A 24827-nucleotide genomic window follows, 5' to 3' on the forward strand; every position below is an offset into this window, starting at 1 on the left:
AACACCTTACAGCAGGGGGTGTTGCACTTAATATTCGAGGCCGCCATGCTCGTTCGGTTCGTTGGTACTCGGCCAGGTCACGTCGGCTACTCTTGAGTCTCCAAATGTCCCATGCAAGACGGACAGCTAAGCCGCAACTGATTTTCGATCGCTCGGCGCACGCTCAGCCATCATCAGTTTGGAGGAAGACAAACATACAGGGCGGTTTCAAAATTGTGGAGCCCAGCCTAGCTATATCAAGTGTCGGCTACCGATGCAGGACGCACTCTCACCACTGCGCTGAGGGGTCTTCATGATGTGGGCACGAGCATCGGCGATTACGTCGTTTTAGGAGGCCCAGATGTCCATAGACCTCAGGCAGTTCGTCCTCTACCTCTGTGTGGCCATCTGCCCGTGCGCTGCGCTCGCATGGGATCCGATAGGCGACCTTCAGAATCCCGGCCGGATTCTCCGCAATGTCGAACGAGAAGTTGGAAATGCCGGTCAGGCAGTTGATCGAGCCCGCCTTGAAGGACAAGCTCAAGCTGGGGCACCGGCCTTTCAGGGCTGGCTTCAGGAGTCAAGGAACACTGCCCGGAATGGTGGCACATCACCTATACCTGACCATATTCGAGGTCAGGTATCTGGCTTCTTTGACGAAGGACTTCTGCACAGTGTTCGCTATAAGGTTGGAGATGCAGGAATTTTCAATCTGGCAAATCTATCGATCCAATATGGCGGTGCGGGAGCTGTCACGCTGATTGACACTATCGTTTTTAAGAATTCGGCGGATGCCGAGAACAACGTTGTCTTGTGGGTTCACGAGTTGAAGCATGTACAACAGTTCCGAAACTGGGGTACCCGGGATTTCACGATACGGTACCTACGGAGCTGGAATGGGGTGGAGGGTGAGGCCTACGCCGCCCAGGACCAGTACATTCAATGGCGAAACAGCCAGAGTGCGGCATCCCCTCCACTGGCGCCGAGGTACGCTAGTCCACAAGTTGCCTTTCCGCGCCCGGTCGGGGCAACTGCATGTACAACGTCTTACGGTGCGTGCCCCATGGGCATTGCGATTGCGGCTGGATCTCCCTGCTATTGCCCTTCGATGTACGGCCCCGTTTGGGGGATCGCACGATAGCGTCTGCATTTTCCACGTAGTCAGACACGCTGACCCTGCTGCGGCGGTCACCAGATGGAACTAGGGGAGCGACTTCTTTCTGAAGATGCCGAGCGAACGCTATGGGCGCAGAGCGCCAATTCATAGCTGCTACGAGCAGTCGCTCGTAGGGGTTGGTGGATGGTCAGCTCTAACTGACCGGTGTTGGTAGTACAGCGGACCGACGCGCACGTCGAACGTGAAGGCGGGTATCGCGCGCGGCGGTCATTCAGCTATTGATCTCAAGGAGCAGCCAGTTCCGACCTGACGCGGGCAGTGACTGGCTGAACGACCGCAGATGCTCAGGAGCAGTCGCCCGCTGCGGCGCCACGAAGGACAGCTCCAGGCTCGTAGCGGGCATTCGACTCGGGCGGCCGGGCGGTTGCTGACCGGCCTGTAGAAGTCACTCTCCAAGGTCGGTTCCGGGCCGATGAACGGCATTGGGAGTACGGACAAAGCCGAGTCTTCTTGTCTTGCGTGCATGACAGCGAAAGCTTTGCGACTGTTCTCGTCATCCTTGCTTGGGCCGTCCGCCCCAAAACGGCAGCGCCTCTGCGGCGCCAGGCGGACGGTGCGGAAGAGTCAACACACACAGATCGTTACATGTTGTAATCGCGCATGACGTAATGTGATGTGGAACTTCTGTGCCGTCCAGCCACCCGATGACCATAGAGGGTCTTCAAGGCCCCGATCTACTCACCACATCCACCGCAACCGTTATTGATTCGCAGCACCTTTCCGTCGAGGTCCTTGGCGCTCCGCCTGCAATCCACCTGATAGCTCTCAGAATGGCTCAGGGGGGCCTGACTGTTCAGTTCCGGGGGGTCCGCTTGGCGCTAACGCACTTCACCGTGTTCAACCAAGGGGACCGAGGCCGCCTGGTGTTCACTGCGACGCACAGGCCGGCCTCCGGCCTGGCCGACACTGAGACCTAAGGCGCGTTGCCTGAGGCATCCCGGGCCGCCATAGCTTCTAGCGCATTGATGCTGTCGTCCGTCCCAGGAAGCCGCCGGAATGCGTCTAGGGCCAGCAGCATTGCTGGCCTGCTCAGCCGCTGCAGGTGGTAATCCATCTCAAGCCGCGCGACCAGTTCCAAGGCGGTCGCACGGACCTCCGTGTCCTCGGCAAGTCCTGCGGCCTTCCTGATGGCCTCCAGCTGGATCAGCGCGGACGGATAGTGGTGCATGTAGCCAATGTAGGCGACGGCGTAACGACTGGCGCTGAATCGTCGCAGGGGTTGTCCCTTGGCAGGTCGAGCACCTAAGTTCACGGCGGTCGCGGTGTCGGCCTACCTTCTGCGCATGTCACCAGCCTCAAGCTTGGCGTCTTGGGCAGACCCCTCGTGCCGCGCCTGCGTAGCCGTCCGGCGAACTCGCCTTGACTTGGAACCGCAAGGCATGCGGTCGTGTGGTCACGGGTCCGCAGCGATTCGTGCCACCTCTACAATTCTTCTGTGACTGCCAAACGCCGAGCCCTCATCCTGCTGATTGCCATGGTCTGGCAGGCACTGGCGTGGGTCACCCCGGCCCATCTTGACCACCAAGCCGAGGTCATCGCGCACATGGTCGTGCACGCGCAGGAAGTGGACCACCACCACCACGCCGACCAAACACTGCATGTCGAGGACGACAGCGGCGAACCACCTCACCAGCATGCCAACCAGGCGGCGCAGCTGCCTGGGTTGGCCCCGGCGATGAGCCTTGCGGCAAGCGACCCCGTCCCATCGGTCCTGGTGCCAAGCGCAGGCGTCGGGCATGCGCCTGTCTATCTCGAAGGCCCCCTGCGGCCTCCGCAGCGCAGCGCACAACAGGCCTGACAGGCCTTTGCCACGGCCGCGCTAGGCCGTGGCCGTGCTGGTGGTCCACCAGCGCCCCCTATCTGTCCGCTCGGCATGCCCCTGAAGGCGCGCCGCGCTCGGAACATCGTTCCGCGACCAACCCTGCCGTCGCACCGCGCGGGTTGGGCTGTTGCAACACACAGAGGGCTCTTGCTCCATGACCCGAACCATTTCCAACCGCCTGGTGGCATTGCTGCTGCTTGGCTTCATCCCGCTCGTGGGCCTCGCCCACGGCATCTCCGAGGAGGACCGACAGCGCATGCTCGATGGCGGATACCTGCAGTACGTCGGCCTGGGCGCAAGCCACATGCTCACGGGCTACGACCATCTGCTGTTCCTGTTCGGCGTGGTGTTCTTCCTGACCACGTTCAAGGACGTGGCCAAGTTCGTGACCGTCTTCACCGTCGGCCACTGCATCACGCTGGTGTTCGCGACCTACTTCAAAATCACCTGGAACTACTACCTGGTCGACGCCATCATCGCCGCGAGCGTCATCTACAAGGGCTTCGACAACAACGGCGGCTTCCAACGAGTGTTCGACATGAAGTCGCCGAACCTGCTGGGCGCCGTGTTCATCTTCGGGTTGTTGCATGGGTTTGGCCTGTCCACCCGGCTTCAGCAGTTGCCGCTGGGCGACGACCCCGCGGCGATGCTCGGACGCATCCTGAGCTTCAACGTGGGCGTGGAGCTGGGCCAGATAGCAGCGCTTGCCGCCATGGTGGCGCTGCTGGCTGCCTGGCGGCACCGGCCCTCGTTCAAGCGCTTCAGTTACGCGTCCAACCTGGCGCTGGTCTATGCCGGCGTCTACCTGCTGTTCACGCAGCTGCATGGCTACCAGCACGACACGGCTCCGGACAGCTTCCGTTTCCCGGTCGAAGAGCACCGCCACGTGCACGACGACATGAACATCGAGAACACCCAGGATGACAGCCGCAACACGCTCAACTGAACCCGTTTCCTTCTCCTCTCCTATCTCTTCCTTCAAGGACCGCACCATGAACAAGTCTCTCGTCGCCACCATCGTCCTGTCTGCCGCTGCCTGCGTGCCTGCCGCCTACGCCAACGAGGGCGGCGCGTGCCACTTCCATGGGTCCAAGCCCGCCGCCGAGTCGGTCGTGACCGGCTGCGCCGAACAGCGCAAGCAGACGCTGGTCAAAGGTGGCAAGCTCGATGCATCGTGGACTGCCATCAAACCCGAGAAGGTCGAGACCATCGACGGCAAGAAGGGCAAGGAGTGGAAGTTGACCTTCAAGAACCCGGCAGTGGCCGATGCCAGCAAGCAGACGCTGTACATGTTCTACAGCCTGCCGGGCAACTTCATTGCCGCCAACTTCACCGGGCAGTAAGCCATGCAGCGCGAACTGGCCTCACCCGCGCTGCGCGGCGGACTGCTCGCGCTGCTCGCTGCCGCCCTGTTCGGCCTGAGCACGCCGCTGGTGCAGGGCTTCGGGGCCGGCATCGGGCCGTTCACCACGGCTGCGCTGCTGTATGGCGGCGCCGCTGCGGTGGCGGCCTTGCTGCGCCGGCCCGCCACGCGCGAGGCGCAGCTGCGCCGTGGCGACCTGCCGCGCCTGCTGGCGATGGCCGGCATGGGGGCGGTCGTGGGGCCGGTCGCGCTGGCTTGGGGTCTGCAGCGCACCAGCGGTTCCAGCGCCTCGCTGATGCTGACGCTGGAGGCCGTGTTCACGGCCATCCTGGCCTGGCGCTGGTACGGCGAGACGCTGGACCGGCGCGTCATCGCGGCCGTCGCACTGTTGCTGCTGGGCGGCGTGGTGTTGGTGCTGGAGCAAGGCCTGGCCGGCCAGGTTCAGTTGCTCGGACTGCTGGCCGTGACGGTGGCCACCATCGCCTGGGGCGTGGACAACACGCTGTCGCGCGGTGTGGCCGACCGTGACCCGGGCCAGGTCGTCGTGGTCAAGGCCACGCTGGGCACCGTGGCAACCGTTCTGATGGCCTGGCTGTGGGGCGAGCCGGTCCCAGGCCTGGCAACCATGCTGGCATTGTTGGCCGTGGGTGCGACCGGCTACGGCCTGAGCCTGCGCTTTTACCTACTTGCGCAGCGCGAGTTCGGCGCCGCACGCACGGGTTCGGTGTTCGCCTTCGCGCCCTTCATCGGCGCCCTGGGCGCTTTTGCATTGGGCGACCGGTCGGGGTCCTGGTTGATGGGCCTGGGTGGGGTGTTCATGATTTGCGGCGTGGTGCTGCACCTGGCCGAGAGGCACGAGCACTCCCATACGCACGAGACCCTCGAGCACGAGCACGCGCACACCCATGACGACGACCATCACCTGCACGGCCATGACGTGATGCCTGCTGGCCCACACAGCCACCGGCATCGCCATACGTCAGTCAAACATGCTCATCCACACGTGCCCGACGCACATCACCAGCATCCGCATTGACCCAGCGATGCGGCAAGAGTTCTCCGATACGGCTTGCCGGCTGAGTGGGCAGGCGCTCCAGCACGTCGCGTAGATAGGCATAAGGGTCGTGCCCGTTGAGCCGCGCCGAGTGCACCAAGCTCATCACGGCCGCGGCGCGTCGACCAGCACGCAAGCTGCCGGCGAACAACCAGTTGGCTCGTCCAAGGGCCACTGGTCTGATTTGGTTTTCGACGCGGTTGTTGTCTGGCGGCAGCCGACCGTCCTCCAGGTAGCGCGTCAGCGCGTTCCAGCAGCCGAGGCTGTACTGGATGGCTCGGGCCGTGGCGGAGCCGCTGGGCACCAGCGCGCGCTGCTGCAGCAACCACGCATGCAGCAGGTCGGCCACCGGTTTGGCTTCACTCCTGCGCCGTTGGAGTCGCTCCTCAGCGCTCAACTCCTGCAGCTGCCGTTCGACGTCGTACAGGCGCGTGAAGAACCGCAGCGCCTGTTCGGCAACCGTGCTCTGGTGGCTGACCCACAGGTCGTAGAACTTGCGCCTCGCATGGGCCAGGCAACCCGCTTCAACGACGCCCATCTCGAAGAGCGCCTTGTACCCAGAGAACTGGTCGCAAACCAGCGTGCCGCGCCATCCGCCCGTTGGCGTCACGCCAAGGAACTCACGCGCGTGCTGGCCTGCGCGGCTCTCGGCGAAGTCGAAGACCACGGCGTGCATGCCCGAGAAGCGCGTGCTGCAATAGCTCCACAGGTAGGCGCGGTGTGTCTTGCCGTTGCCTGGCTTGAGCATGGCCACGGGCGTTTCGTCCGCATGCAGCACAGGGTGCAGCAACAGCTCCTGCTTGAGCGCGTCCACGAGCGGCTGCAGCTGCACGCCGCAGGCGCCGACCCACTGTGCCAGGGTGGAGCGCGACAGCGCCATGCCAGCCCGCGCAAAGATGCTCTCCTGGCGGTACAGCGGCAGGTGGTCGGCATACTTGGCCACCAGGACCTGGGCCAGCAGACCGGCGGTCGGAATGCCCTTGTCGATGACGTGCGGTGGCACCGGTGCCTGCACCAGGGTCTCGCAGCGCGCGCACACCCACTTGCCGCGCACGTGACGCTCGACCGTGCAGGAACCGGGTTGGTAGTCCAGCTTCTCGGCGATGTCCTCGCCAATGCGCTTGAGCGCGCAGCCGCAGTGGCAAGTGGTGCTGTGCGGCTCGTAGTGCACGTCGCGTCGCGGCAGGTGCGTCGGCAGTGGCATGCGTCGCGCGGTCTGGCGGTCGGGCATGGCTTGCTTGCCCGGTGCGAGGCGGTCCATCTCGCTGGCCAGTGCCTCCAGGTCGGCTTCGACGGCTTCTTCGAGGAGGCTAATCTGTTCGGGGCTGTAGCGCTCAGCCTTGGCGCCGAACTTCATGCGCTTGAGCACGGCCATCTCGTGCGTAATCTTGTCGATGACGGCCTGCTTGAACGTGAGCGCGCTCTCGGTGGCCTGTACCTTGGCCTGTAGCGACTGCACCATCTCGCGCAACTGGTGCGTGTCCAGGTGGTGCAGCTCGGCGGCGTTCATCACCCCGGTAGCTTGCCGCCTCCTTCGCGAAGGCGCATCGGCACATCCGGCAATTGCGTCAGAGCAGGCGGATGACCCCAGCCTCGCCCATGCGCTGCCAGGGCAGGCCCAGCACCAGCGCGTCGAGCTGCTGGCTCGTCAGCTGCAGCGTGCTGGTGACGTCACATGGCCAGGCGAACCGGCCCTTGTTGAGCCGCCTGGCTGCGAGCCACACGCCCACACCGTCGTGGACGAGCACCTTCATACGGTTGGCCCTGCGATTCGCGAAGAGGTAGGCGGTGTGCGGATGGGCGCCGCCGAACACGCGCACAACGCGAGCCAGCGCGGACTCCGTGCCCGAGCGCATGTCCAATGGCTCGACCGCCAGCCACACGGCGTCGACCCGAATCAACGCAGAATCTCGCGCAGCCAGGCCGCGCACTGCGACATCGACGACACCGGCCAAGTGCAGTTGACGGTCAGCGTGCCTCGGCGCAGTTCCAGTTGGACCACCTCAGCGGCGGTGCGCTGCACAGCTGGCGGCAAGGTGACCGCGATGAACCTGGGCTCAGGACCGACATCATGGGTTGAGCCCAGACCGGCCGGTGCAGGACGCGCTTCGCGCCGCCACTTGTGCACGAGGTTGGCGTTCAGGCCATGCGCCAGCGCGATGCTGGCCACCGACGCACCAGGCGCGGCGCACTGCTCGAGAACTGCCTGCTTCAGGCTCGCATCATGACGGCGGCGCTTTGCCGGTTGGCTGGCTTCCATGGTGTCCACTTCAATCCCGTTGGTGGACACCATCCTCGGCGGCCGGCCCGACAATCTCAAGATGGGTTTGCCGGACGCTTACGCGCCTGCCAAGATGTAGGAGGCACATCATTGAGGTGATCCGGATGACCTGTTGTCAAGCTAGCTTGGCCTGGAAGGCTGCCCATCTTGTCGCTGAGCGCGCGGAACGGCGGGTGTTTCGCGGTAGTCTGACCGGCATCCCCGCTACGCCCGCTGAACAGGAAAACGCCACATCATTGCGAACCGACGCCCGGCAAAAACTACGCGCAATGCTGTCTGCCTGCTCCGCTTAACGGGACGTTCTTGCTTCCCAAGACGGACCGAGCCAGTGGGAGCGCTGCTTGCCAGGCCTTCGCATGGCAACCTGCGTGGACGGGGCTGTGAATGAGGGCCGGACCGCGTTTCACGCCGGGTTGCCATCCCGCGCAAATCCCTACCCTGAATCTCCGGGCCTCTTGCAAGTCGCTTGGTCTATGGGCTGGCACCAAGAGCAAGGGGCGATCGCAGTGCGGGAAGCCCGGGTGCTGACAAGAGCCGTGAGGGCGTGCAGATTGATGCAGCGCAAGCGGCCAAACACTTAGCGCACGGACGTACTTAGAGCGGAAACCGTGGCGGCCTCATGCGCTCTCGCGCCAATGCCGCGCGGCCCTCTGGCGCAATTCTGTGAACGACCGATGAACGATCACCGTCCTCGGCGCTCGGCGCGGACACTGAGGCTTCAATAAAGCCCGCCGCGCGAAGCGCTTGAATATCGCGCACTGCGTCTTGATCATCGACGTGCAGCGGAAATGCAGCATTCGCGATGGATTTCAAGAATTGCATAGGCCGCATAGACATACACTGATGTTATGTCACCGGAGCAACGCGACAGCGTGACACCGTGCAAACCCGTCATGTCAAGAATGGAACCTAAGAAGGCGCCCGTCTAGAACAACGCGACGCCCAACCGGGAGCAGGCAATGGCGTTCCATGCGCTTCGCATTTTCGCTGTGTCGGGCGTGACCTCATGTACTGCCCAACGCTCGAAAGCCGAGTGCTTGGACGTGCTGATTCTGGGTACTCCTGAAGCTTTGCGTACCGTCGCCCAACGGATGATGCTGGGACCACTCGATGCCGAGTTCAACGGCGAGCAGTTCCGATTGACCAGATTCACTGTGCGGAACCAAGGGGACCGTGGGCGCTTGGTCTTCCGGGCAGACCACGAGGCGGTGGAGCGGTCCTACCCCGTCGCTAACGGCTGCGCCGATCCGCCGGCGCATTGAGGGACGCAGACCCCGCCAGGTTGTGCCTGCGCCCCGTGGACAACCCTGTGCCTAGCCCCATGCAGAATCCGTGAGTGTTGCCAGGCGCGGGCTGCGCTGCGGTGCTCAAGGAATGGGCACATGTCGGCCCATTTCGCTTGGGCCCCGTAAACCCGTCGTCGCGACCAGCGCTGTCGTCAGGCCGAGGACTCCTTGGAGCCATGTGGGGTGAGTACGCTCGCCAGCGGCCACCGACAGCAAACGCTGCACTGCTGACGTTCAGGTCGATGAGGCGGATGACAGCAACGGGCGCAATCCAGCCGCTGACCACGGTGTCGAAACTCCTGTTCACGTTCTACCGAACTCGCAGTTCACGATCATCCGGAGGCCGTGTCCACGTTGGGCCGAAATATGCAGCAAACGGCCTCAGGCGTCAGGCGCCTACAGTGGCGTCTAGATTCAGCATGCGGCGCACGACATGCGCCTGCGTTGAAGCGCCCATTCGTTCTGCACCTGGGACACCGGCACCATGTTGGCGTGGTCAGTCATCGAGGTTTCCGAGATCTCCTGCGGCCGTCTTCCGAGCAGTTGCAAGGCATCGAGCTTTTCCTTCGCAAAGTCGTAGAGGAGGTAGTGGCGACGAACTTTGCTGCCCGGCAACATATGGTTCTGGCACCGGTCGATCACGTCTGGCGTGATGCCAAATTCCTGCATCATGGCCGCGCCGGTCCGCGTGATGTCGTACGGCGTCCAAGCGCCGTTTCGGCCTTGGGCAAGGACAAGCGAGTTGACATTGCATCGCGCTCTCAGATCCCTGCGTTCCTTGAACTGGGTCTGCCAGTCACCGAGTTGCTTTGCCATTGCTTTCGCGTCCAGCGGTGCCTTTCCCGAAGTCGCGGGAAAGCACCATCCACCGGAGCCGGTGATCTCGTGGAGCTTCTTGATGTGAGCCAGTGAGAAGTCCGACAGAAACACGAGCCATCCACCTTTGATCAACGTCGTCATCCTCTCTGTCGGCTTGCGTCACTTCCCCCTTAAAAAACCTGCCCATGCGGCCATCATCTCGGCCCGCTTGTTGAATAGGTCGCCACGCCTATAGGCAGCCTCAACCTTGTTTTCAATGGCATGCGCCAGCGCCATTTCGCAGACTTCGCGCGGGTAGCTGGTGCGCTCGGCCGCCCAGTCGCGGAAGCTCGAGCGCATGCCATGCGGCACGGCCTCGACTTCCATGCGGCGTGTAACAGCAGTCAGCGACATGTCCGACAGCACGCCGCCGCGGGGGGCTGGGAACACGAGGTCATTGCCGTCGACACGGGGGACGCTGTCCAGCAACTGGAGCGCTTGGGGTGACAGCGGGACACGGTGCTCAACGCCTGCTTTCATGCGCTCTTTCGGCACGGTCCAGGTCTTGCCCGGAATGTCGAACTCGGACCACCGCGCGCCCCGGATCTCGCCCGATCGGCTGGCGGTCAGCACCAGGAACTCCAGCGCTCGGGCGGCCACGCCGCCACGCTTGCGCAGGTTGCTCATGAAGCCGGGCATAGCATCGACGGGCAGTGCAGGGTGGTGGCTGACCTTGGCAAGCTTCGTGGGCGCTGGCAGGAGCTTGTCCAGATGGCCACGCCAGCGGGCTGGGTTCTCGCCCTCCCGGTAGCCGCGGACGCGGGCCCAGTCCAGCACCTGCTCAATGCGGCCGCGTACCCGAGTGGCGGTCTCGGTCTTGGTGGTCCAGATCGGCCGCAGGATCGAGAGGACGTGCGCTTGGCTCACGTCGGACACCAGTACCTTCCCTATGGTCGGGCCGGCGTAGGTTTCCAGCGTCGCCGTCCACTGCGCGCGGTGCTTGGCGTTGCGCCATTGGTCGCCCTTGTCCGTGACGAACTGCCTAGCGGCATCGGCGAAGGTGAGGGCTTTGGCTTGTTCGGCTCGCAGGGCGCTGGCCGCCCGTTGGCGCGCCAGAATGGGATCAACTCCCAGTTCGACCTTCGCTCGCGCTGCGCGCGCCTTGTCACGCGCTATGGCCAGGGGCACCTCGGGGAAAGCTCCCAGCCCCATCTCGCGGCGCTTGCTGCCGATGGTGGCCCGCAAGATCCACGACTTAGTGCCGCCAGGTGCGATCTGCAGATACAAGCCGGAGACGCCCCCCACCGCGTGCATGCCTGGATCTTTCAGGCGTCCCACGGCCAGCGCGCCCAGTTCAGTTGCTCGGCGGACCATTTTCTACCCACCTTTCAACCCATCAAAGGCGATGAGATTGGTGGCGATTATGCGCGACGGCGTGAGACAGCCGCAAAGCGGTCTTCCCTCTGAATACCGCCATGAACGCGCCTTTCTGGGACGACGTGAATCACCATCGGGGCGGACTCCGTTTCCGCCAGACAAAACAAGACGGGCCTTCGGGCCCGTTTTTCTTTGGTGCTCCCCCGTCAGCACCGCTTCTCGTCACACGCGCTGGCGGGCATCGGGCCCCATTGCCCTTGGCTCACTATTGGCCGCTTGACGATGAGCGCCCGGGCGGCGCGTGCCATCACCACGATGGTGGGCAACTTCGGCCGAGCGACGCGCCATGGCAGTCAAACCAAGGAATGCTCGAGTCGGCCCAGGAGTCCGTTACAGCGAGGTAACGACTTTCGGCAGCGCAGCTCGCGCTTGGGGCCTTTGTGCGCGGCGGCAGGCCGAGCGTTGCGTTGGAGCGGGTGAAGGGAATCGAACCCTCGTATGAAGCTTGGGAAGCTGCCGTTCTACCATTGAACTACACCCGCGCGGCGCGCATTCTACTGTGGTCCGGCGGCCGTCCCGAGGCAGCGCGCTTCCTCGGCATGTGCTGCTGCAGCCCGGTACGTCCCCCCGTGCGGCCGGTGGCTGCAGGCGAAAAGGCGTTCGTACGAGCGCTGAGTCGTCCCACCAAGCCGTGAACCACATGTTGCCCACCTCGGTGTCACCGCCGCGTCCCGCACGCCGCAGTACATTATTGGCAACACAAGTTACGCAAATGAACCGGCCGATCCGATCATTTTCCAGAGCACTGGTGCAGAACGTCACCGCCTTGGTGCTGGGGGTCGGAGCCATTGCATTGGCCGCCATGGCGTGGCAGGCGGCATCCAGCACGCGCGAGGCCGCCGAGCAGGACCTGGCGCGCACGCTGGACCGTTCCGTCGAGCGCTTGCGCATGCTGGTGCAGGCGGCCGAGATGACCGCCGACTCGGTCGAGCGTGTGGCCCGGGTGCCTGGGGTGACGGCGCAGACGCTGCAGCCTGCGCTGGAGCGGGCCCTGGCCGCCTTCGAGCAGCGCCCGGAGCTGAGCTACCTGGGCATCGCGCTGGCGGAGCATGGCCAATACGGCAACCTGGAGCGCACGGCCGATGGCCGCATCCTGCTCTGGCTGCATCCAGGCACCGCGCCGGGCGAGCAGGTGACGCGCAACCTCATCCTGGCCGATGGGGCGTTCGCGCCGCACGGCCAGCAGCCTTCGAACGGCTACGACGCGCGCCAACGGCCGTTCTACCGCGCGGCGCTGGAGGACGAGGAACAGGGGCGCTGGCTGCCGGCCTACCAATGGATCGTGCATGGCGACGCCGACAACCAGGCGCCGCTGTGGGGCCTCAGCTACGTGAAGGTCTTGCGCGACCAGAGCGGCCAGCGGATCGGCGTGCTCGACGTCGACTTCGACCTGCCGGCCGTGAACCGCTTCCTGGCCGCCGTCGCCGACGAGTACGGCGTGCAGCTGCAGATCGTGGAACTCGGCCAGACGCCGCGCCTTGTCGGCGACCGGCGTACCCAGGGCGCGCCGCTGGCGGTGCCGGATGCGCTGATGCCGCTCCTGGGCGTGCAGGGTGGGGCGGCCACCAGCCGCATGGCGCTGCCCGATGGCGACCATTGGGCGGCCGCGCGCCGTGTGGAACTGCACGGTGGTGTGCATTGGGTCGTGGTGGCCACGCGCAAGGCGGCCCTGATCGGCGCACCGTTGCGCAGCCAGCTGTACCACGTGGTGGGCATGGGCCTGGCATTGGTCATCGGCCTGGTGCTGATCTCCTGGCGCATGGCGCGGCGCCTCGGCAAGCCGCTGCAGGAGCTGGAGCGCCGGGTCGAGCGCGCCGGGCAGTCCGATGCACCGGATGCCTTCGCGAGTTCCCCGGCCGCAGGCGGCTTTCGCGAGACGCGCCGACTGGGCGAGGCCCTGCAGCGCATGGCCACGGCGGTGCGCCAGCGCGAGGAGCAACTGGCCAGCAGCAACCTCGAGCTGCTGCGCGCCAAGGAGCAGCAGCTGGCCTCGCTCGCACTCAGGGGCGCCATCTTCGAATCGATCGACACGGCGCTGTTCAACCTCGACGCGGGCCACACCGTCGTGGAATGGAATGCCGGTGCGGAACGCCTGTTCGGCGTGCGCCGCGAGCAGGCCGTGGGCCGGCCCGTCGCCCAGTCCATTGCCGCTGCGGACGGCCCGGCCGATTGGGAGGCGATCCTCGCCACCGATGGCGCGGGGATGTTCCGTCTGGCCGGCCCGCACGGCGCCTTCGATGCCGAGTTGCGCGTGGTGGTGCTGGGCCGTGGTGCCGACCGCTCGTGCACGCTCGTCGTCAACGACGTGTCGGCTCGCCGCAGCGCCGAGCGGCGCCTGCGCGAGGAGCGCGACTACGCCGACGCCGTGCTCAACAGCCTGCCCGGCGTCTTCTACCACTGCGACGCGCAGGTGCGGCTGCAGCGCTGGAACCGCAACTTCGAGCGCATCACCGGGGCCGCCGCGGGGCAGCTGGCCGGCATCGATCCGCTGGTCTTCATTCCCGAGGACGAACGCACGCGCGTCGCCGGCCAGTTCGCGCAGGTGTTCGATGCAGGCAGCGTGCAGTTCGAGGCCGACTACGCGCTGGCCAGCGGCCGGCGCATCCCCTGCCTGTTCACGGGCGTGCGCTTCGAGCATGGCGGGCGGCAGGGCTTCGTCGGCCTGGGCACAGACATCTCGGAGCGCAAGCGCGCCGAGCGCCGGCTGCAGCACCTGGCCACGCACGACGCGCTGACCGACCTGCCCAACCGCACATTGCTGCATGAGCGCTTCACGCAGGCCGTGGCAACTGCACGGCGCAGCGGCCAGCCGCTGGCGCTGCTGCTGCTGGACCTGGACCGCTTCAAGATCGTCAACGATGCCTACGGCCACCGCTTCGGCGACGAGGTGCTCAAGCTGGTCGGCGAGCGCTTGGTCCGCCAGCTGGGCGCTGGCGACACGGTGGCGCGCCATGGTGGCGACCAGTTCCTGCTGCTCCTGACCGGGTTGCAGGACGCCGCCGAGGCGAACGCGGTGGCGGCCCGCATCCTCGCAAGCCTGCAGCAGCCTGTGGCCCTGCAGGCGCGTGAGGTCCATCTGTCCGGCAGCATCGGGCTCAGCGTGTTTCCGCAGGACGGCGAGAGCGCCGACCAGCTGATCAAGAACGCCGACCAGGCCATGTACCGCGCCAAGGTGCTGGGCCGCAGCACCTATGTGGGATTCACGCAGGCCATGAACCAGGAGACGCGCCAGCGCGTGGACCTGGAGACACAGCTGCGCGGCGCCGCCGCTGCCGGCCAGCTGCAGCTGCTCTACCAGCCCAAGGTGAGCCTGGCGACGGGTGCCATCGTCGGCTGCGAGGCGCTGCTGCGCTGGCACCACCCCCTGCTGGGCACGGTTTCGCCGGCCCGGTTCATTCCGGTGGCGGAAGACTCCGGCCTCATCGTGCCGATCAGCGACTGGGTGCTGCGCACCGCCTGCCTGCAGGCCAGGGCCTGGGCGGACGCAGGCCTGCAGCGCACCACCGTGGCCGTCAACATCTCGGCGCGCCAACTGCTGCAGCAGGACCTGGCCGCCTGGACGCTGGGGATGCTGCAGGAGACAGGCCTGGCGCCCGGGCTGCTCGAGCTGGAGCTGACCGAAAGCCTGATCGCCCAGGACGTGGAGAAGATGATCGCCACCTTCGAGCGGCTCAAGCAGGTCGGCGTGCGCCTGTCGATCGACGACTTCGGCACCGGCTATTCCAGCCTGAGCTACCTCAAGCATTTCCGGGTGGACACGCTCAAGATCGACCAGTCCTTCGTGCGCAACATGCTCACGCAGAGCGAGGACGAGACCATCGTGCGGGCCGTCATCGCCCTTGCGCACAACCTCAAGTTCAAGGTCATCGCCGAGGGCGTGGAGACGGCCGAGCACTGCCAGCTGCTGCGCGCGCATGGCTGCGACGAGATCCAGGGCTACTACTTCGGCAAACCGGTGCCGGCGGCCGAGTTCGAAGCCTTGCTGCGCAGCGGCAAGTGCCTGTCCCTGGCCGAGGAGGCCTCGCCCGTCCATGCGTTGGACGATGAGAGCTGGCTCGGCGGGTGAGGGCGGCTCAGCCGGTGTGGCGCAGCGCCGCCGTCACCAGCACGCCCAGCAGTACGCTGCCGAACTGGCCCGCGCGCAGGAACCAGGCCACGGCCACCGCGGCCAGTCCGCCCAGCAGCGTGGGTTCGAGTCCGCGGCCGGCAGCCCCCACGACAGAGCTGGCCAGCATGCCGGCCAGCAGCGCGGCCGGCAGCGCGTCGATGAAGGCCGCCACGCGCGGCGGGAAGCGGCGCCCGTGCAGCAGCACCGGGCCGATGGCCTTGATCGTGTAGTTGATGGCCGCGAACGCCAGCACGGTCCACAGCATGCCGTTCGTGCTGCTCATGCGCCGGCTCCGCGGCGCAGCAGCAAGGGCAGGGCCGCCGTACTGGCGAACATCAGTGCCACGCCGGGCGGCACCAGCCAGCACATGCCGGCCGTGACGAGCACCGCCAGCGCCACGGTGCCCCGGCGCCTGGGCTCGTTGCGCACGATGTCCAGCACGAACACGAGGAAGAAGCCCGGAAAGACCAGGTCCAGGCCGATCGCACGCGCCAGCGCGGGTTCGGGCGCGAGGTAGGCGCCGATGGCGGTGCCGGCCACCCAGGCGGGCCACTGCACCAGCGTGGCGCCCAGCATCTTGGCGCGGTCCACGCCCCCGTCGGGCCGGCGCGCGGCGGCCCAGGACGCATCGACGACCGCCTGCGCTTCCAGCGAACGGCGCCATGCTCCGCCCTTGAACTCGGAGGTCAGCGCCATCGGAATGAAGCGCAGGTTGATCAGCGTGGCCGCCCCGAGTGCGGCCGACACGCCGCCGCCGGCGAAGGCCATGACCAGCGCGAACTGCGCACCGCCGGCAAACACGATGGCCGACATCAACGTGGCCAGCCAGGCCGGCCAGCCCTGGGCCACGGCGGCGGCGCCGAAGCCCACGGCCAGCGCGAACGCGCCCACGCCGAAACCCGCGCCCACTGCGAAACCCGCGCGCCACCCACCACCGGATGCGGTGGTCCTGCCTGCCTCCATGCTATCCCCCCCCAATACCTGGAACGGCAAATCTAGCAGGGCGTGCACAGGCGACACGCCGCGCGGCGCCCCGCACGCAGAATGCGGCGCGAATTCCAGGGGAGACACCATGCACATACCACCCGAGGCCCTGCGCGGCGGCACCGTCGCCGACCTCATCGTCACTGCCATCGCCAAATACCCCGAGCGGGCGGCTTTCGCCAACGACGAAGCCCGCGTGTCCTATGCCGCACTGGGCCAGGCCATCAGCTGCATCGCCCAGCACTTCGACCGCCTGGGCCTGCGCGCCGGCGACACCGTGGCGCAGCTGGCCGTGAACCGCTGGGAAGTCTTCGCCGTGGTCGCGGCCGTCTACCTGCGCGGGCTGCGCTCGGTCACGCTGCACGCGCTGGGCAGCGAGGCCGACCATGCCTACATCCTCGCCCACAGCGGCGCCCGCACCGTCGTCGTCGACAGCCACCACCAGGCCCGCGGCCAGGCCCTGCGTGCGCAATGCGGCCAGGTGCAGACCTGGCTGTCCATGGGCCCCATCGACGGTTTCGTCGACCTGCTGCAGGCGGTGCAGGACCTCGCACCGCAGCCGCTCGTGTCCTGCGGCGATGCCGAGACCATCGTGCGCCTGGCCTACACCGGCGGCACCACGGGCCGGCCGAAGGGCGTGATGCTCAGCAACCGTGCGCTGGCCACCAACGCACTGCTCGACCTCGCCGTCAAGGACTGGCCGCAGGAGGTGCGCTACCTGTGTCCGGCGCCGATCTCGCATGGCGGTGGTTCGCTCGTGGTGCCCACGCTGGTGCGCGGCGGTTGCGTGACGCTGCTGCGCGGCTTCGCGCCCGACGGCTTCGTCGACGCCGTCGCCAGGTACCGCTGCAACCTCTCCTGGCTGGTGCCCACCATGCTCTATGCGCTGCTGGACAGCCCGCGCGTGCGCGAGGTGGACTGGGCCGCCTTCCACACGCTGATCTACAGCGCCGCGCCGGCCACGCCCGCGCGCATCCGCCAGGCGCTGGACATCTGCGGCCCGGTGCTGGTGCAAAGCTATGGCCAGACCGAGTCGCCCAACGACATCCTGCTGCTGGACCGCCACGACCATGCGCGGCTCACGGACGCCCAGCTCACGGCTGCGGGCCGGCCGTACCCGCTGATGCAGGTGGCGCTGCTCGACGCGCAGGGCGCGACCGTCCCCGACGGTGCGCGGGGCGAGATCTGCGTGCGCGGGCCGCTGGTGATGGCGGGCTACCTGGACAACCCGGCCGAGACCGCCGCGGCGCTGGCCGGTGGCTGGCTGCACACGGGCGACGTGGCCTACAAGGGGGCCGATGGGCTGTACTACATCGTCGACCGCATGAAGGACGTGATCATCTCGGGCGGCTTCAACGTCTATCCCAAGGAGATCGAAGACGCGCTGTGCGCCCAGCCCGGCGTGGCGGCGGCGGCGGTGATCGGCATTCCCGACGAGAAATGGGGCGAGCTGGTCATGGCCTACGTCCAGGCCAAGCCGGGCATGGAGCCTTCTGCCGAAGCGCTGGTGGCGGCCGTGCGCGAGGCCAAGGGGGCGGTGGCCGCGCCCAAGCGCGTCGACTTCATCGACGCACTGCCGCAAACAGCGCTTGGCAAGATCGACAAGAAGGCGCTGCGTGCGCAGCACTGGACGGCTGGCGCACGCGCCGTGAACTGAGTGGCGCGAGGCGCAGGCCTGGCACCTCAGTCGTGCATGTGCTCCTGCACGAACTGGCGGAACAGCTGCAGCGAGGGGCTCTCCGTGCGCCCGACCAGCGTGATCATGGCGAACATCCCCTTGGCACCGAAGAGAGGCCGCACCGGCAGCTCCACCAGTTCGCCCGAGACGATGCCCTGGCGTGCTGCGGCAACGATGCCGAAGAAGACCACATCGGTCTGTCGCACTGTCGCGATCAGGCTGTCCATCTCCTCGCAGCGCAGGCCGACCGCCGTGTTCGGATTGGCCCGCGGCCCGTACTGTCGCATCAACAGGTTGCCGATCTCATCGGTCAAGGTGGTGGAAGCGAGGGGATAGGGCAGCAGGTCGTCGAAGGTGTAGGCCTCCGCGCCCCGGGCCAGCAACGGATGGCCGCTGCGGCAGATGAAGCCGGCGCGCAGCTCCGCCACCATCTCGACCGCCAGGTCGTCCGCAGGAGGAACGGCGCGCCTGTCGATCACGAGCGCGTCGGCCGTGCGCGCGCGCAGCTGGCCCAACTGCAGGTCCAGGGCACCGCGCGTGATGCTCACATGCACCTGCGGGTGGTGCCTGGCCATGTGCACCATGAACGGCGTCATCAGCACCGCCGCAGGCCCCGAGCCCAGCCCGATACGGATGGGCCCGGAGTGGCCCTTCTTGACCATGTCCACGCTGCGCCTGAGCTCCTCCGCGCCGAACAGCAGCAACCGCGCGCGCGCGGCCACGGACTCGCCAAGCGGCGTGAGTTCGTTGCGCCGGCCCATGCGGTCGATCAGCCTGGCCCCCAGCGTTTCTTCGAGCAGCCGGATGCTGCGGCTCAGCGCCGGCTGCGTGATGTGCATGCGCAGCGCCGCCCGGCTGAATGACCGTGCATCGGCCACGGCCAGCAGATGTTCGAGTTGCTTGAGGTTCATGGCCTATCTAGAAGTTTTTCTTCTAGGACAAGAAAAAACAATGCATTGGACAAATGGGTGTGGGGATTCCTAACATGGTTTTATTCCGTTATTTATGTGTACAAAATGTACATTAGGATTCGGGCGAAAAACTTGCATCCAATTCCGGCGGAATAAAAAAGGAAAACGACAGCCATGCCCCATCCCCTGATCGACAGCATCACCGCCCACGCCCAGATGTTCGCGAAACTGCGGCGCGAATTGCAGTTGTCCTCCGAACGCGACGTGGTGGATTTGCGCACCGACGACCTCGTCGCCGGGCGCCTGGAGCAGTGGGGCTACAAGGTAGACCGTGGGATGGGCGGCAAAAGCATCGTCGCCCAGCTGCGGCGTGGCAAGGGCGGCAAGCGCCTGGGGCTGCGCGCGGACATGGGGGCGCCGCCTCTGCAGCCAGGAGCGGCCGGGCGCCAGTTCGGCCACACCGCCATGCTGCTCGCCGCGGCCCACTACCTCGCGCGCCAGGGCGACTTCAGCGGCACGCTGAACCTGGTTTTCCAATGTGCCGACCTGGAGGAGGGTGGCGCGCGCCGCCTGGTGGCAGATGGCCTGTTCGACAGGTTCCCGTGCGACGCCGTCTTCGCGATGCACAGCGTTGCCGGCCAGCCCCAGGGCCGGCTTCTGCTGCGCGACGGCGCGGCCATGGCCTCGCACGACGAAGTGTCCGTCACGCTGCACGGCGTCGCGCAGGACGGCGCGACCGATCCCGTGGTGGCCGGCGCGGCCATCGTCATGGGGCTGCAGAGCATCGCGGCATGCCACACCGGTGTGCAGCAGATGGTCGCCGTGCAGGTCAGCGGCTTCGAGGCCAAGGCTGTCCGGCTCAACGGGCCGCCCCACGCGAGCCTGCAGCTCGGCGTGCGCGCCCTGGCCGCCGACGTGCGCGACAACCTGCAGCGCCGCATCACCGCACTGATCGAACTGCAGGCGCTCAGCTACGGCGTGCAGGCCACGGTGGGCTACCGGCGCCAGGTGCCGGTGCTGTTCAACAGCCCCCTGGAAACGGAGTTCGCGCGCCAGGTGGCCATGGAACTGCTGGGCCCGGGCCAGGTGGAGGCGCAGGCGCATGCGTTCGCGGGCCACGACGACTTCGCATTCATGCTGGAGCAGGTGCCGGGCAGCTACCTGATGCTGGGCAACGGCGATGGCCCGGCGCAGGACTTCAACGAATCCAACCTGCCGGTCGGCGCCGCCTACTGGGCCATGCTGGCCCAGTGCTACCTGCACGGCGGCTGATCAGATCCGCTCGAACACCGCCGCGATGCCCTGGCCGCCGCCGATGCACATGGTGACCAGCGCGTAGCGGCCGCCCACGCGCTGCAGCTCGTGCAGCGCCTTCACGGTGATCACGGCGCCGGTGGCGCCGATCGGGTGGCCCAGCGAGATGCCCGAGCCGTTCGGGTTCACCTTGGCCGGGTCCAGGCCCAGGTCTTTCGTGACCGCGCAGGCCTGGGCCGCGAAGGCCTCGTTGGCCTCGATCACGTCCAGGTCCGATACCTTCAGGCCGAGCTTTTCCAGCAGCTTCTTGCTGGCCGGCACCGGGCCGATGCCCATGTACTTGGGGTCCACACCGGCGTGCGCATAGCCCACCAGGCGTGCCAGCGGCGCCAGGCCGCGGGCCTTGGCCACGGACGCTTCCATCAGCACCACGGCCGCGGCCGCGTCGTTCAGGCCCGAGGCGTTGCCGGCCGTCACCGTGCCGTTCTCCTTGACGAACACCGGCTTGAGCTTGGCCATGTCTTCCATGGTGGCTTCGGCGCGGAAATGCTCGTCGGTGTCGAACACCACGTCGCCCTTGCGGCCCTTGGAGACCACCGGGACGATCTGCTCCTTGAAGTAGCCCGCGGCGCTGGCCTTGGCGGCGCGGCGGTGGCTCTCCACGGCCAGGCCGTCCTGGTCTGCCCGCGTGATGCCCCACTTGGCGGCGATGTTCTCGGCCGTCACGCCCATGTGGATGGTGTGGAAGGGGTCGTGCAGCGCGCCGACCATCATGTCCACCAGCTTGGTGTCGCCCATCCGTGCGCCCCAGCGGGCGTTGAGCGAAGCGTAGGGTGCGCGGCTCATGCTCTCGGCGCCGGCACCGATGGCGATGTCCGTGTCGCCCAGCAGGATGGACTGCGCGGCCGACACGATGGCCTGCAGGCCCGAGCCGCACAGGCGGTTCACGTTGAAGGCCGGCGTGTCCTCGCTGCAGCCGCCTTCGAGCGCGGCCACGCGCGAGAGGTACATGTCGCGCGGCTCGGTGTTGACGACGTGGCCGAACACCACATGGCCCACGTCCTTGCCCTCGACCTTGGCGCGTGCCAGCGACTCCCGCACGACCAGCGCACCCAGCTGCGTGGGCGGCACATCCTTCAGGCTGCCCCCGAAAGTACCGATGGCGGTGCGCACACCGCTGACGACGACGACTTCACGACCCATGTTGTTGCTCCTGCTGGGAAGAAAAAATTGGCCGGCGATCTTCCCACGGGGCCCGCGGGCCAGGTGTCACCAAGCTGCCAAAGTAACAATTCAGTGCACGCCATGGATGTGCCGCGTGCGCGACTGCATGCGCGGCACCGGCTCCTCGGCCAGCGTCTTCAGGATGCCGCAGTCCTCGGTCGGATGGGCCTGCTGGCACTGGCCGCGCAGCGTCTTGAGCTGCCGCTCGAGCGCGCGCAGCTCGCGGATGCGCTGCGCCACGTGGCCGATGTGGGCGTCCAGCAGCGCGTTGACGCCGCCGCAGTCGCCGCCCGGCGCATCCTGGAACTGCAGCAGCGTGCGGATCTCGTCCAGCGCCATGTCGAGCGCGCGGCAATGCCGGATGAACGACAGGCGCTGCACGTGGCTGTCGGCGTAGTCGCGGTAGTTGCCTTCGGTGCGCGGCGCGGCCGGCAGCAGGCCGGCGCGTTCGTAGTAACGGATGGTTTCCACCGGTGTGCCGGTGGCAGTGGCGAGTTGTCCGATCTTCATGGCGCTTGACTCTACAGCGGCTTCAGGGTTTCCAATGCCTGCAACCGACGAAAGACACCGCATGAAGCATTGCTGTTCCGAGCCCGCACCGCGCGCGCATCCCGCCCCGGCTGGCCATGGCCACGGGGGCCACGACCACGACCACGACCACGACCACGGACACGACGATGGCGAGGGCGGCCATCTGCACGACCACGACCATGGTGCAGGCCCGGGCGTGGGCCGGCTGGCCGCGGCGCTGGCGCTGGCCATCGCGGCCGAGCTGCTGCATTTCCTGGCCGGCGACGCGCCCTGGTCCAAGGGCCTGGGCCTGGCCGTGGCCGCCGTGGCCATCGGCCTGTCGGGCGTGGAGACCTACACCCAGGGCTTCGCCGCGCTGCGCCGCGGGCGGCTCAACATCAACGCGCTCATGAGCGTGGCCGTCACCGGCGCCTTCCTCATCGGCCAGTGGCCCGAGGCCGCCATGGTCATGGCGCTCTACGCGATCGCCGAACTCATCGAAGGCCGCGCGGCCGACCGTGCGCGCAACGCCATCGCCGGCCTGCTGGCGCTCGCGCCCGAGCAGGCCGAGGTGCTGCAGAGCGACGGCAGCTGGCGCGCCCAGCCCGCGGCCGAGGTGCCGCTGGACGCTGTCGTGCGCATCCGCCCGGGCGAGCGCGTGCCGCTGGATGGCGTCGTGACAGAGGGCCGCAGCAGCATCGACCAAGCCCCTGTGACGGGCGAGAGCCTGCCGGTCGACAAGGGCCCGGGCGATACCGTGTTCGCCGGCACCGTCAATGCCGAGGGCGCGCTGCAGTTCCGCGTGACGGCTGCGGCCGGCAACACCACGCTGGCCCGCATCATCCACGCGGTCGAGCAGGCCCAGGCCACGCGTGCGCCCACGCAACGCTTCGTCGACCGCTTCGCCGCCATCTACACGCCCGCCGTGTTCGTGCTGGCGCTGGCGGTCGCGCTGGGCGGGCCGCTGCTGTTCGGCATGGCCTGGCTCGATGCCGTCTACAAGGCGCTGGTGCTGCTGGTCGTGGCCTGTCCCTGCGCGCTCGTGATCGCCACGCCCGTCACCGTGGTCAGCGCGCTGGCCGCGGCCGCGCGGCGCGGCATCCTGGTCAAGGGCGGCAGCCACCTGGAGAACGCGCGCCGTCTCAAGGCCATCGCGCTGGACAAGACCGGCACCATCACGGCAGGCAAGCCGCAGCTGGTGCACTGGGAGGCGCTGGGCGCGGGCGGCGATGCATCGGCCGGCCTGGCCGCCGCACTCGCGGCGCGCTCGGACCACCCGGTCTCGCGCGCCATCGTGCAGGGCCTGGCCGCTGCGCATCAGCCTGTCGACGACTTCCGCGCCTTGCCCGGCCGCGGCTTGCAGGGGCGCGTCGACGGTCGCGAACTCGTGCTGGGCAACCACCGGCTCATCGAGGAACGCGGCCAGTGCAGCACCGCCCTGGAAGCCCTGTTGCGCACGCACGAAGAGCAGGGCCGCACGCTCACGCTGCTGGCCGATGCCGGCGGCGTTCTGGCGCTGTTCGCCGTGGCCGACACCATCAAGGACAGCTCGCGCGAGGCCGTGGCCGAATTCAAGCGCCTGGGCGTGGTGCCCGTCATGCTGACTGGCGACAACCTGGCCACCGCGCAGACCGTGGCGCGCGAGGCCGGCATCACGGAGGTGCAGGGCAACCTGCTGCCCGAGGACAAGCTGGCCGCCATCGAGGCCTTGCAGCAGCGCCATGGCGCCACCGCCATGACGGGCGACGGCATCAACGACGCACCGGCCCTGGCGCGCGCCGACATCGGCTTCGCCATGGGCGGTGCGGGCACCGATGTGGCCATGGAAGCCGCCGACGTGGTCATCATGAACGACGACCTGCGCCGCATTCCCGAAACCATCCGCCTGTCGCGCCGCACGCATGGGGTGCTGTGGCAGAACATCGTGCTGGCGCTGGGCATCAAGTCGGTGTTCATGGTGCTGGCGCTGCTGGGCACGGCGACGATGTGGATGGCCGTGTTCGCCGACATGGGTGCCACGCTGCTGGTGGTGGCCAACGGGCTGCGCCTGCTGCGCGCCCGCGCGGGCTGAGGCCCTGAGACTCAGGCCGTCTCGCGCTGCAGCACCAGCGCGAACAGCTCGTTGCGGAAATGGATGCCCAGCCGCCCGAACGCGCGGTTGCGGTAGGTCTTCACCGTCGGCAGCGACAGCGCCAGGTCGGCCGCGATGCCGTCCTGCGTCATGCCGCGCAGCAACCGCGTGCACACATCGAGCTCGCGCGCCGTCAGCTCTGCGTTGAGCTGCTGCAGGCGCTGGCGCAGGGCTTCGGGCACGTGCGGTTCCGCCACCGGGCCGCGCAGCGCCACCTGCTTGCGCGCCAGGGCCAGCAGCGCGGGCGCCAACTGCTCGAAATCGCCGATCTGCGCGTCGCTGAGCGGGCGCTGGTGCGCGTGGCGGTAGAAGTTGACGGCGAACAGGGCAGCGTCCTCGGCGTGCTGCACGATGGACACGCGCTCGGCCATGCCATGCGCCTCGTAGACCCGGGCGCGGTGCTCGTCCGCCACCTCGCGCGACGTGATGTGGCACAGCTGGGTGCGCTGCGCCGGCGCGCCATCGAAGCCCAGGCTGCGGTCTTCGCGCACGGGCCCCGAGAGGTAGGCGTTCCAGCAGGCGCGTGTGGTGTCGGGAATGCCCAGGCTGGCCGACAGGTAGAGCTGGGGTGCACAGCCCGGACCGACCCGGTAGACCGACCAGGAGGCGGCCGGCAGGGTGGGGTGGAGCTGCTGCAGCAGCTGCGCGCCGAATGCGTCCTCCCCCAGGTGCTCGACCATGGCGCCCACGGCCGCGGCCACACCGGCAGGGGGTGTGCCCGGCCGCCAGCCGGCAGGGGTCCATTTGCGCATGCTCGAGTCTCCTGGTTCTCCCGTCATCCTCTGGGATGACAGCTGCCGCAGCAGGGCGGATTTACGCTCGGCGGCGAT

General features: G+C 67.2%; 22 protein-coding genes and 1 tRNA gene. 10 read left to right on the forward strand and 13 right to left on the reverse strand.

The window, feature by feature from the left end; translation table 11 throughout:
- Nucleotides 1-455: 455 nt before the first annotated feature.
- Complete coding sequence (locus DES41_RS39020; RefSeq protein ID WP_245965672.1) at nucleotides 456-740, forward strand: hypothetical protein; 285 nt, start codon at nucleotides 456-458, stop codon at nucleotides 738-740.
- Nucleotides 647-1120 (forward strand): eCIS core domain-containing protein, encoded by a 474-nt coding sequence (locus DES41_RS39820; RefSeq protein WP_425466366.1) that lies wholly within the window; start codon nucleotides 647-649, stop codon nucleotides 1118-1120. Before DES41_RS39020 ends, DES41_RS39820 begins: the two co-directional genes overlap by 94 nt.
- 949 nt (nucleotides 1121-2069) lie before the next feature.
- On the opposite strand, the gene DES41_RS11795 is transcribed toward DES41_RS39820, so the two are convergent.
- Nucleotides 2070-2324, reverse strand: coding sequence for a hypothetical protein (locus DES41_RS11795; RefSeq protein WP_114467866.1), 255 nt, complete (start codon nucleotides 2322-2324; stop codon nucleotides 2070-2072).
- A 267-nt stretch (nucleotides 2325-2591) separates the two neighbouring features.
- Between DES41_RS11795 and DES41_RS37750 the strand changes: the two genes are divergently transcribed.
- The 4 genes from DES41_RS37750 to DES41_RS11815 all read left to right on the forward strand — a co-directional run bounded on the left by DES41_RS37750 (nucleotide 2592) and on the right by DES41_RS11815 (nucleotide 5377).
- Nucleotides 2592-2954, forward strand: a complete 363-nt coding sequence (locus DES41_RS37750) for a hypothetical protein (RefSeq protein ID WP_147282838.1) — start codon at nucleotides 2592-2594, stop codon at nucleotides 2952-2954.
- A 178-nt stretch (nucleotides 2955-3132) separates the two neighbouring features.
- The gene (locus tag DES41_RS11805) at nucleotides 3133-3924 is read left to right on the forward strand and encodes a HupE/UreJ family protein (RefSeq protein ID WP_114467868.1); all 792 of its coding nucleotides are present in this window, start codon (nucleotides 3133-3135) and stop codon (nucleotides 3922-3924) included.
- 46 nt (nucleotides 3925-3970) lie between these two features.
- Nucleotides 3971-4321, forward strand: a complete 351-nt coding sequence (locus tag DES41_RS11810) for a DUF6488 family protein (RefSeq protein WP_056659693.1) — start codon at nucleotides 3971-3973, stop codon at nucleotides 4319-4321.
- Between the two features lie 3 nt (nucleotides 4322-4324).
- Nucleotides 4325-5377 carry a DMT family transporter gene (locus tag DES41_RS11815; protein WP_114467869.1) on the forward strand — a complete coding sequence of 351 codons (1053 nt, stop codon included), beginning with the start codon at nucleotides 4325-4327 and terminating at the stop codon, nucleotides 5375-5377.
- Here the strand turns inward: DES41_RS11815 and tnpC are convergent.
- The 6 genes from tnpC to DES41_RS11845 form a co-directional block, all read right to left on the reverse strand.
- Nucleotides 5325-6905, reverse strand: coding sequence for an IS66 family transposase (tnpC, locus tag DES41_RS11820; RefSeq protein ID WP_114467870.1), 1581 nt, complete (start codon nucleotides 6903-6905; stop codon nucleotides 5325-5327). The two genes, DES41_RS11815 and tnpC, sit on opposite strands and share 53 nt — an antisense overlap.
- Before the next feature lie 58 nt (nucleotides 6906-6963).
- On the reverse strand, nucleotides 6964-7296 hold the full coding sequence (gene tnpB / locus DES41_RS11825; protein WP_211332957.1) for an IS66 family insertion sequence element accessory protein TnpB: 333 nt from the start codon (nucleotides 7294-7296) through the stop codon (nucleotides 6964-6966).
- Nucleotides 7293-7655 (reverse strand): IS66-like element accessory protein TnpA, encoded by a 363-nt coding sequence (gene tnpA / locus DES41_RS11830; RefSeq protein ID WP_170168148.1) that lies wholly within the window; start codon nucleotides 7653-7655, stop codon nucleotides 7293-7295. The genes tnpB and tnpA overlap by 4 nt, the downstream gene beginning before the upstream one ends.
- Nucleotides 7656-9376: 1721 nt before the next feature.
- Nucleotides 9377-9922, reverse strand: coding sequence for a site-specific integrase (locus tag DES41_RS11835; RefSeq protein ID WP_114467872.1), 546 nt, complete (start codon nucleotides 9920-9922; stop codon nucleotides 9377-9379).
- Nucleotides 9923-9940: 18 nt separating this feature from the next.
- Nucleotides 9941-11134: a tyrosine-type recombinase/integrase gene (locus tag DES41_RS11840; protein WP_114467873.1), complete on the reverse strand. Its 1194-nt coding sequence runs from the start codon at nucleotides 11132-11134 to the stop codon at nucleotides 9941-9943.
- A gap of 471 nt (nucleotides 11135-11605) precedes the next feature.
- A tRNA-Gly gene (locus tag DES41_RS11845) sits at nucleotides 11606-11679 on the reverse strand.
- A 266-nt stretch (nucleotides 11680-11945) separates the two neighbouring features.
- Here DES41_RS11845 and DES41_RS11850 point away from each other — a divergent pair.
- Nucleotides 11946-15263 carry an EAL domain-containing protein gene (locus DES41_RS11850; RefSeq protein WP_211332958.1) on the forward strand — a complete coding sequence of 1106 codons (3318 nt, stop codon included), beginning with the start codon at nucleotides 11946-11948 and terminating at the stop codon, nucleotides 15261-15263.
- Nucleotides 15264-15270: 7 nt separating this feature from the next.
- Here DES41_RS11850 and DES41_RS11855 read toward each other — a convergent pair whose 3' ends face one another.
- Both DES41_RS11855 and DES41_RS11860 read right to left on the reverse strand, forming a co-directional pair.
- A complete protein-coding gene (locus DES41_RS11855; RefSeq protein WP_211332959.1) occupies nucleotides 15271-15588 on the reverse strand; it encodes an AzlD domain-containing protein in 318 nt (105 codons plus the stop codon).
- On the reverse strand, nucleotides 15585-16268 hold the full coding sequence (locus tag DES41_RS11860; protein WP_170168149.1) for an AzlC family ABC transporter permease: 684 nt from the start codon (nucleotides 16266-16268) through the stop codon (nucleotides 15585-15587). The genes DES41_RS11855 and DES41_RS11860 overlap by 4 nt, the downstream gene beginning before the upstream one ends.
- 109 nt (nucleotides 16269-16377) lie before the next feature.
- Here DES41_RS11860 and DES41_RS11865 point away from each other — a divergent pair, with 109 nt between their 5' ends.
- Nucleotides 16378-17946: an AMP-binding protein gene (locus tag DES41_RS11865; protein ID WP_114468385.1), complete on the forward strand. Its 1569-nt coding sequence runs from the start codon at nucleotides 16378-16380 to the stop codon at nucleotides 17944-17946.
- Nucleotides 17947-17972: 26 nt separating this feature from the next.
- Here DES41_RS11865 and DES41_RS11870 read toward each other — a convergent pair whose 3' ends face one another.
- Nucleotides 17973-18878: a LysR family transcriptional regulator gene (locus tag DES41_RS11870; RefSeq protein ID WP_114467876.1), complete on the reverse strand. Its 906-nt coding sequence runs from the start codon at nucleotides 18876-18878 to the stop codon at nucleotides 17973-17975.
- A 174-nt stretch (nucleotides 18879-19052) separates the two neighbouring features.
- Between DES41_RS11870 and DES41_RS11875 the strand changes: the two genes are divergently transcribed.
- On the forward strand, nucleotides 19053-20150 hold the full coding sequence (locus DES41_RS11875; RefSeq protein WP_114467877.1) for a M20/M25/M40 family metallo-hydrolase: 1098 nt from the start codon (nucleotides 19053-19055) through the stop codon (nucleotides 20148-20150).
- On the opposite strand, the gene bktB is transcribed toward DES41_RS11875, so the two are convergent.
- Nucleotides 20151-21335 carry a beta-ketothiolase BktB gene (bktB, locus tag DES41_RS11880; RefSeq protein ID WP_114467878.1) on the reverse strand — a complete coding sequence of 395 codons (1185 nt, stop codon included), beginning with the start codon at nucleotides 21333-21335 and terminating at the stop codon, nucleotides 20151-20153.
- 90 nt (nucleotides 21336-21425) lie between these two features.
- Nucleotides 21426-21866, reverse strand: coding sequence for a Cd(II)/Pb(II)-responsive transcriptional regulator (gene cadR / locus DES41_RS11885; RefSeq protein WP_114468386.1), 441 nt, complete (start codon nucleotides 21864-21866; stop codon nucleotides 21426-21428).
- Nucleotides 21867-21927: 61 nt separating this feature from the next.
- On the opposite strand from cadR, the gene DES41_RS11890 reads away from it, so the two are divergent.
- Nucleotides 21928-23937 carry a heavy metal translocating P-type ATPase gene (locus DES41_RS11890; protein ID WP_245965673.1) on the forward strand — a complete coding sequence of 670 codons (2010 nt, stop codon included), beginning with the start codon at nucleotides 21928-21930 and terminating at the stop codon, nucleotides 23935-23937.
- A gap of 11 nt (nucleotides 23938-23948) precedes the next feature.
- Here DES41_RS11890 and DES41_RS11895 read toward each other — a convergent pair whose 3' ends face one another.
- Complete coding sequence (locus DES41_RS11895; RefSeq protein WP_245965674.1) at nucleotides 23949-24749, reverse strand: helix-turn-helix transcriptional regulator; 801 nt, start codon at nucleotides 24747-24749, stop codon at nucleotides 23949-23951.
- Nucleotides 24750-24827: the final 78 nt, after the last annotated feature.

Origin of the sequence: Pseudorhodoferax soli (assembly GCF_003337555.1) — a bacterium.
Classification (GTDB): Bacteria; Pseudomonadota; Gammaproteobacteria; order Burkholderiales; family Burkholderiaceae_C; genus Pseudorhodoferax; species Pseudorhodoferax soli.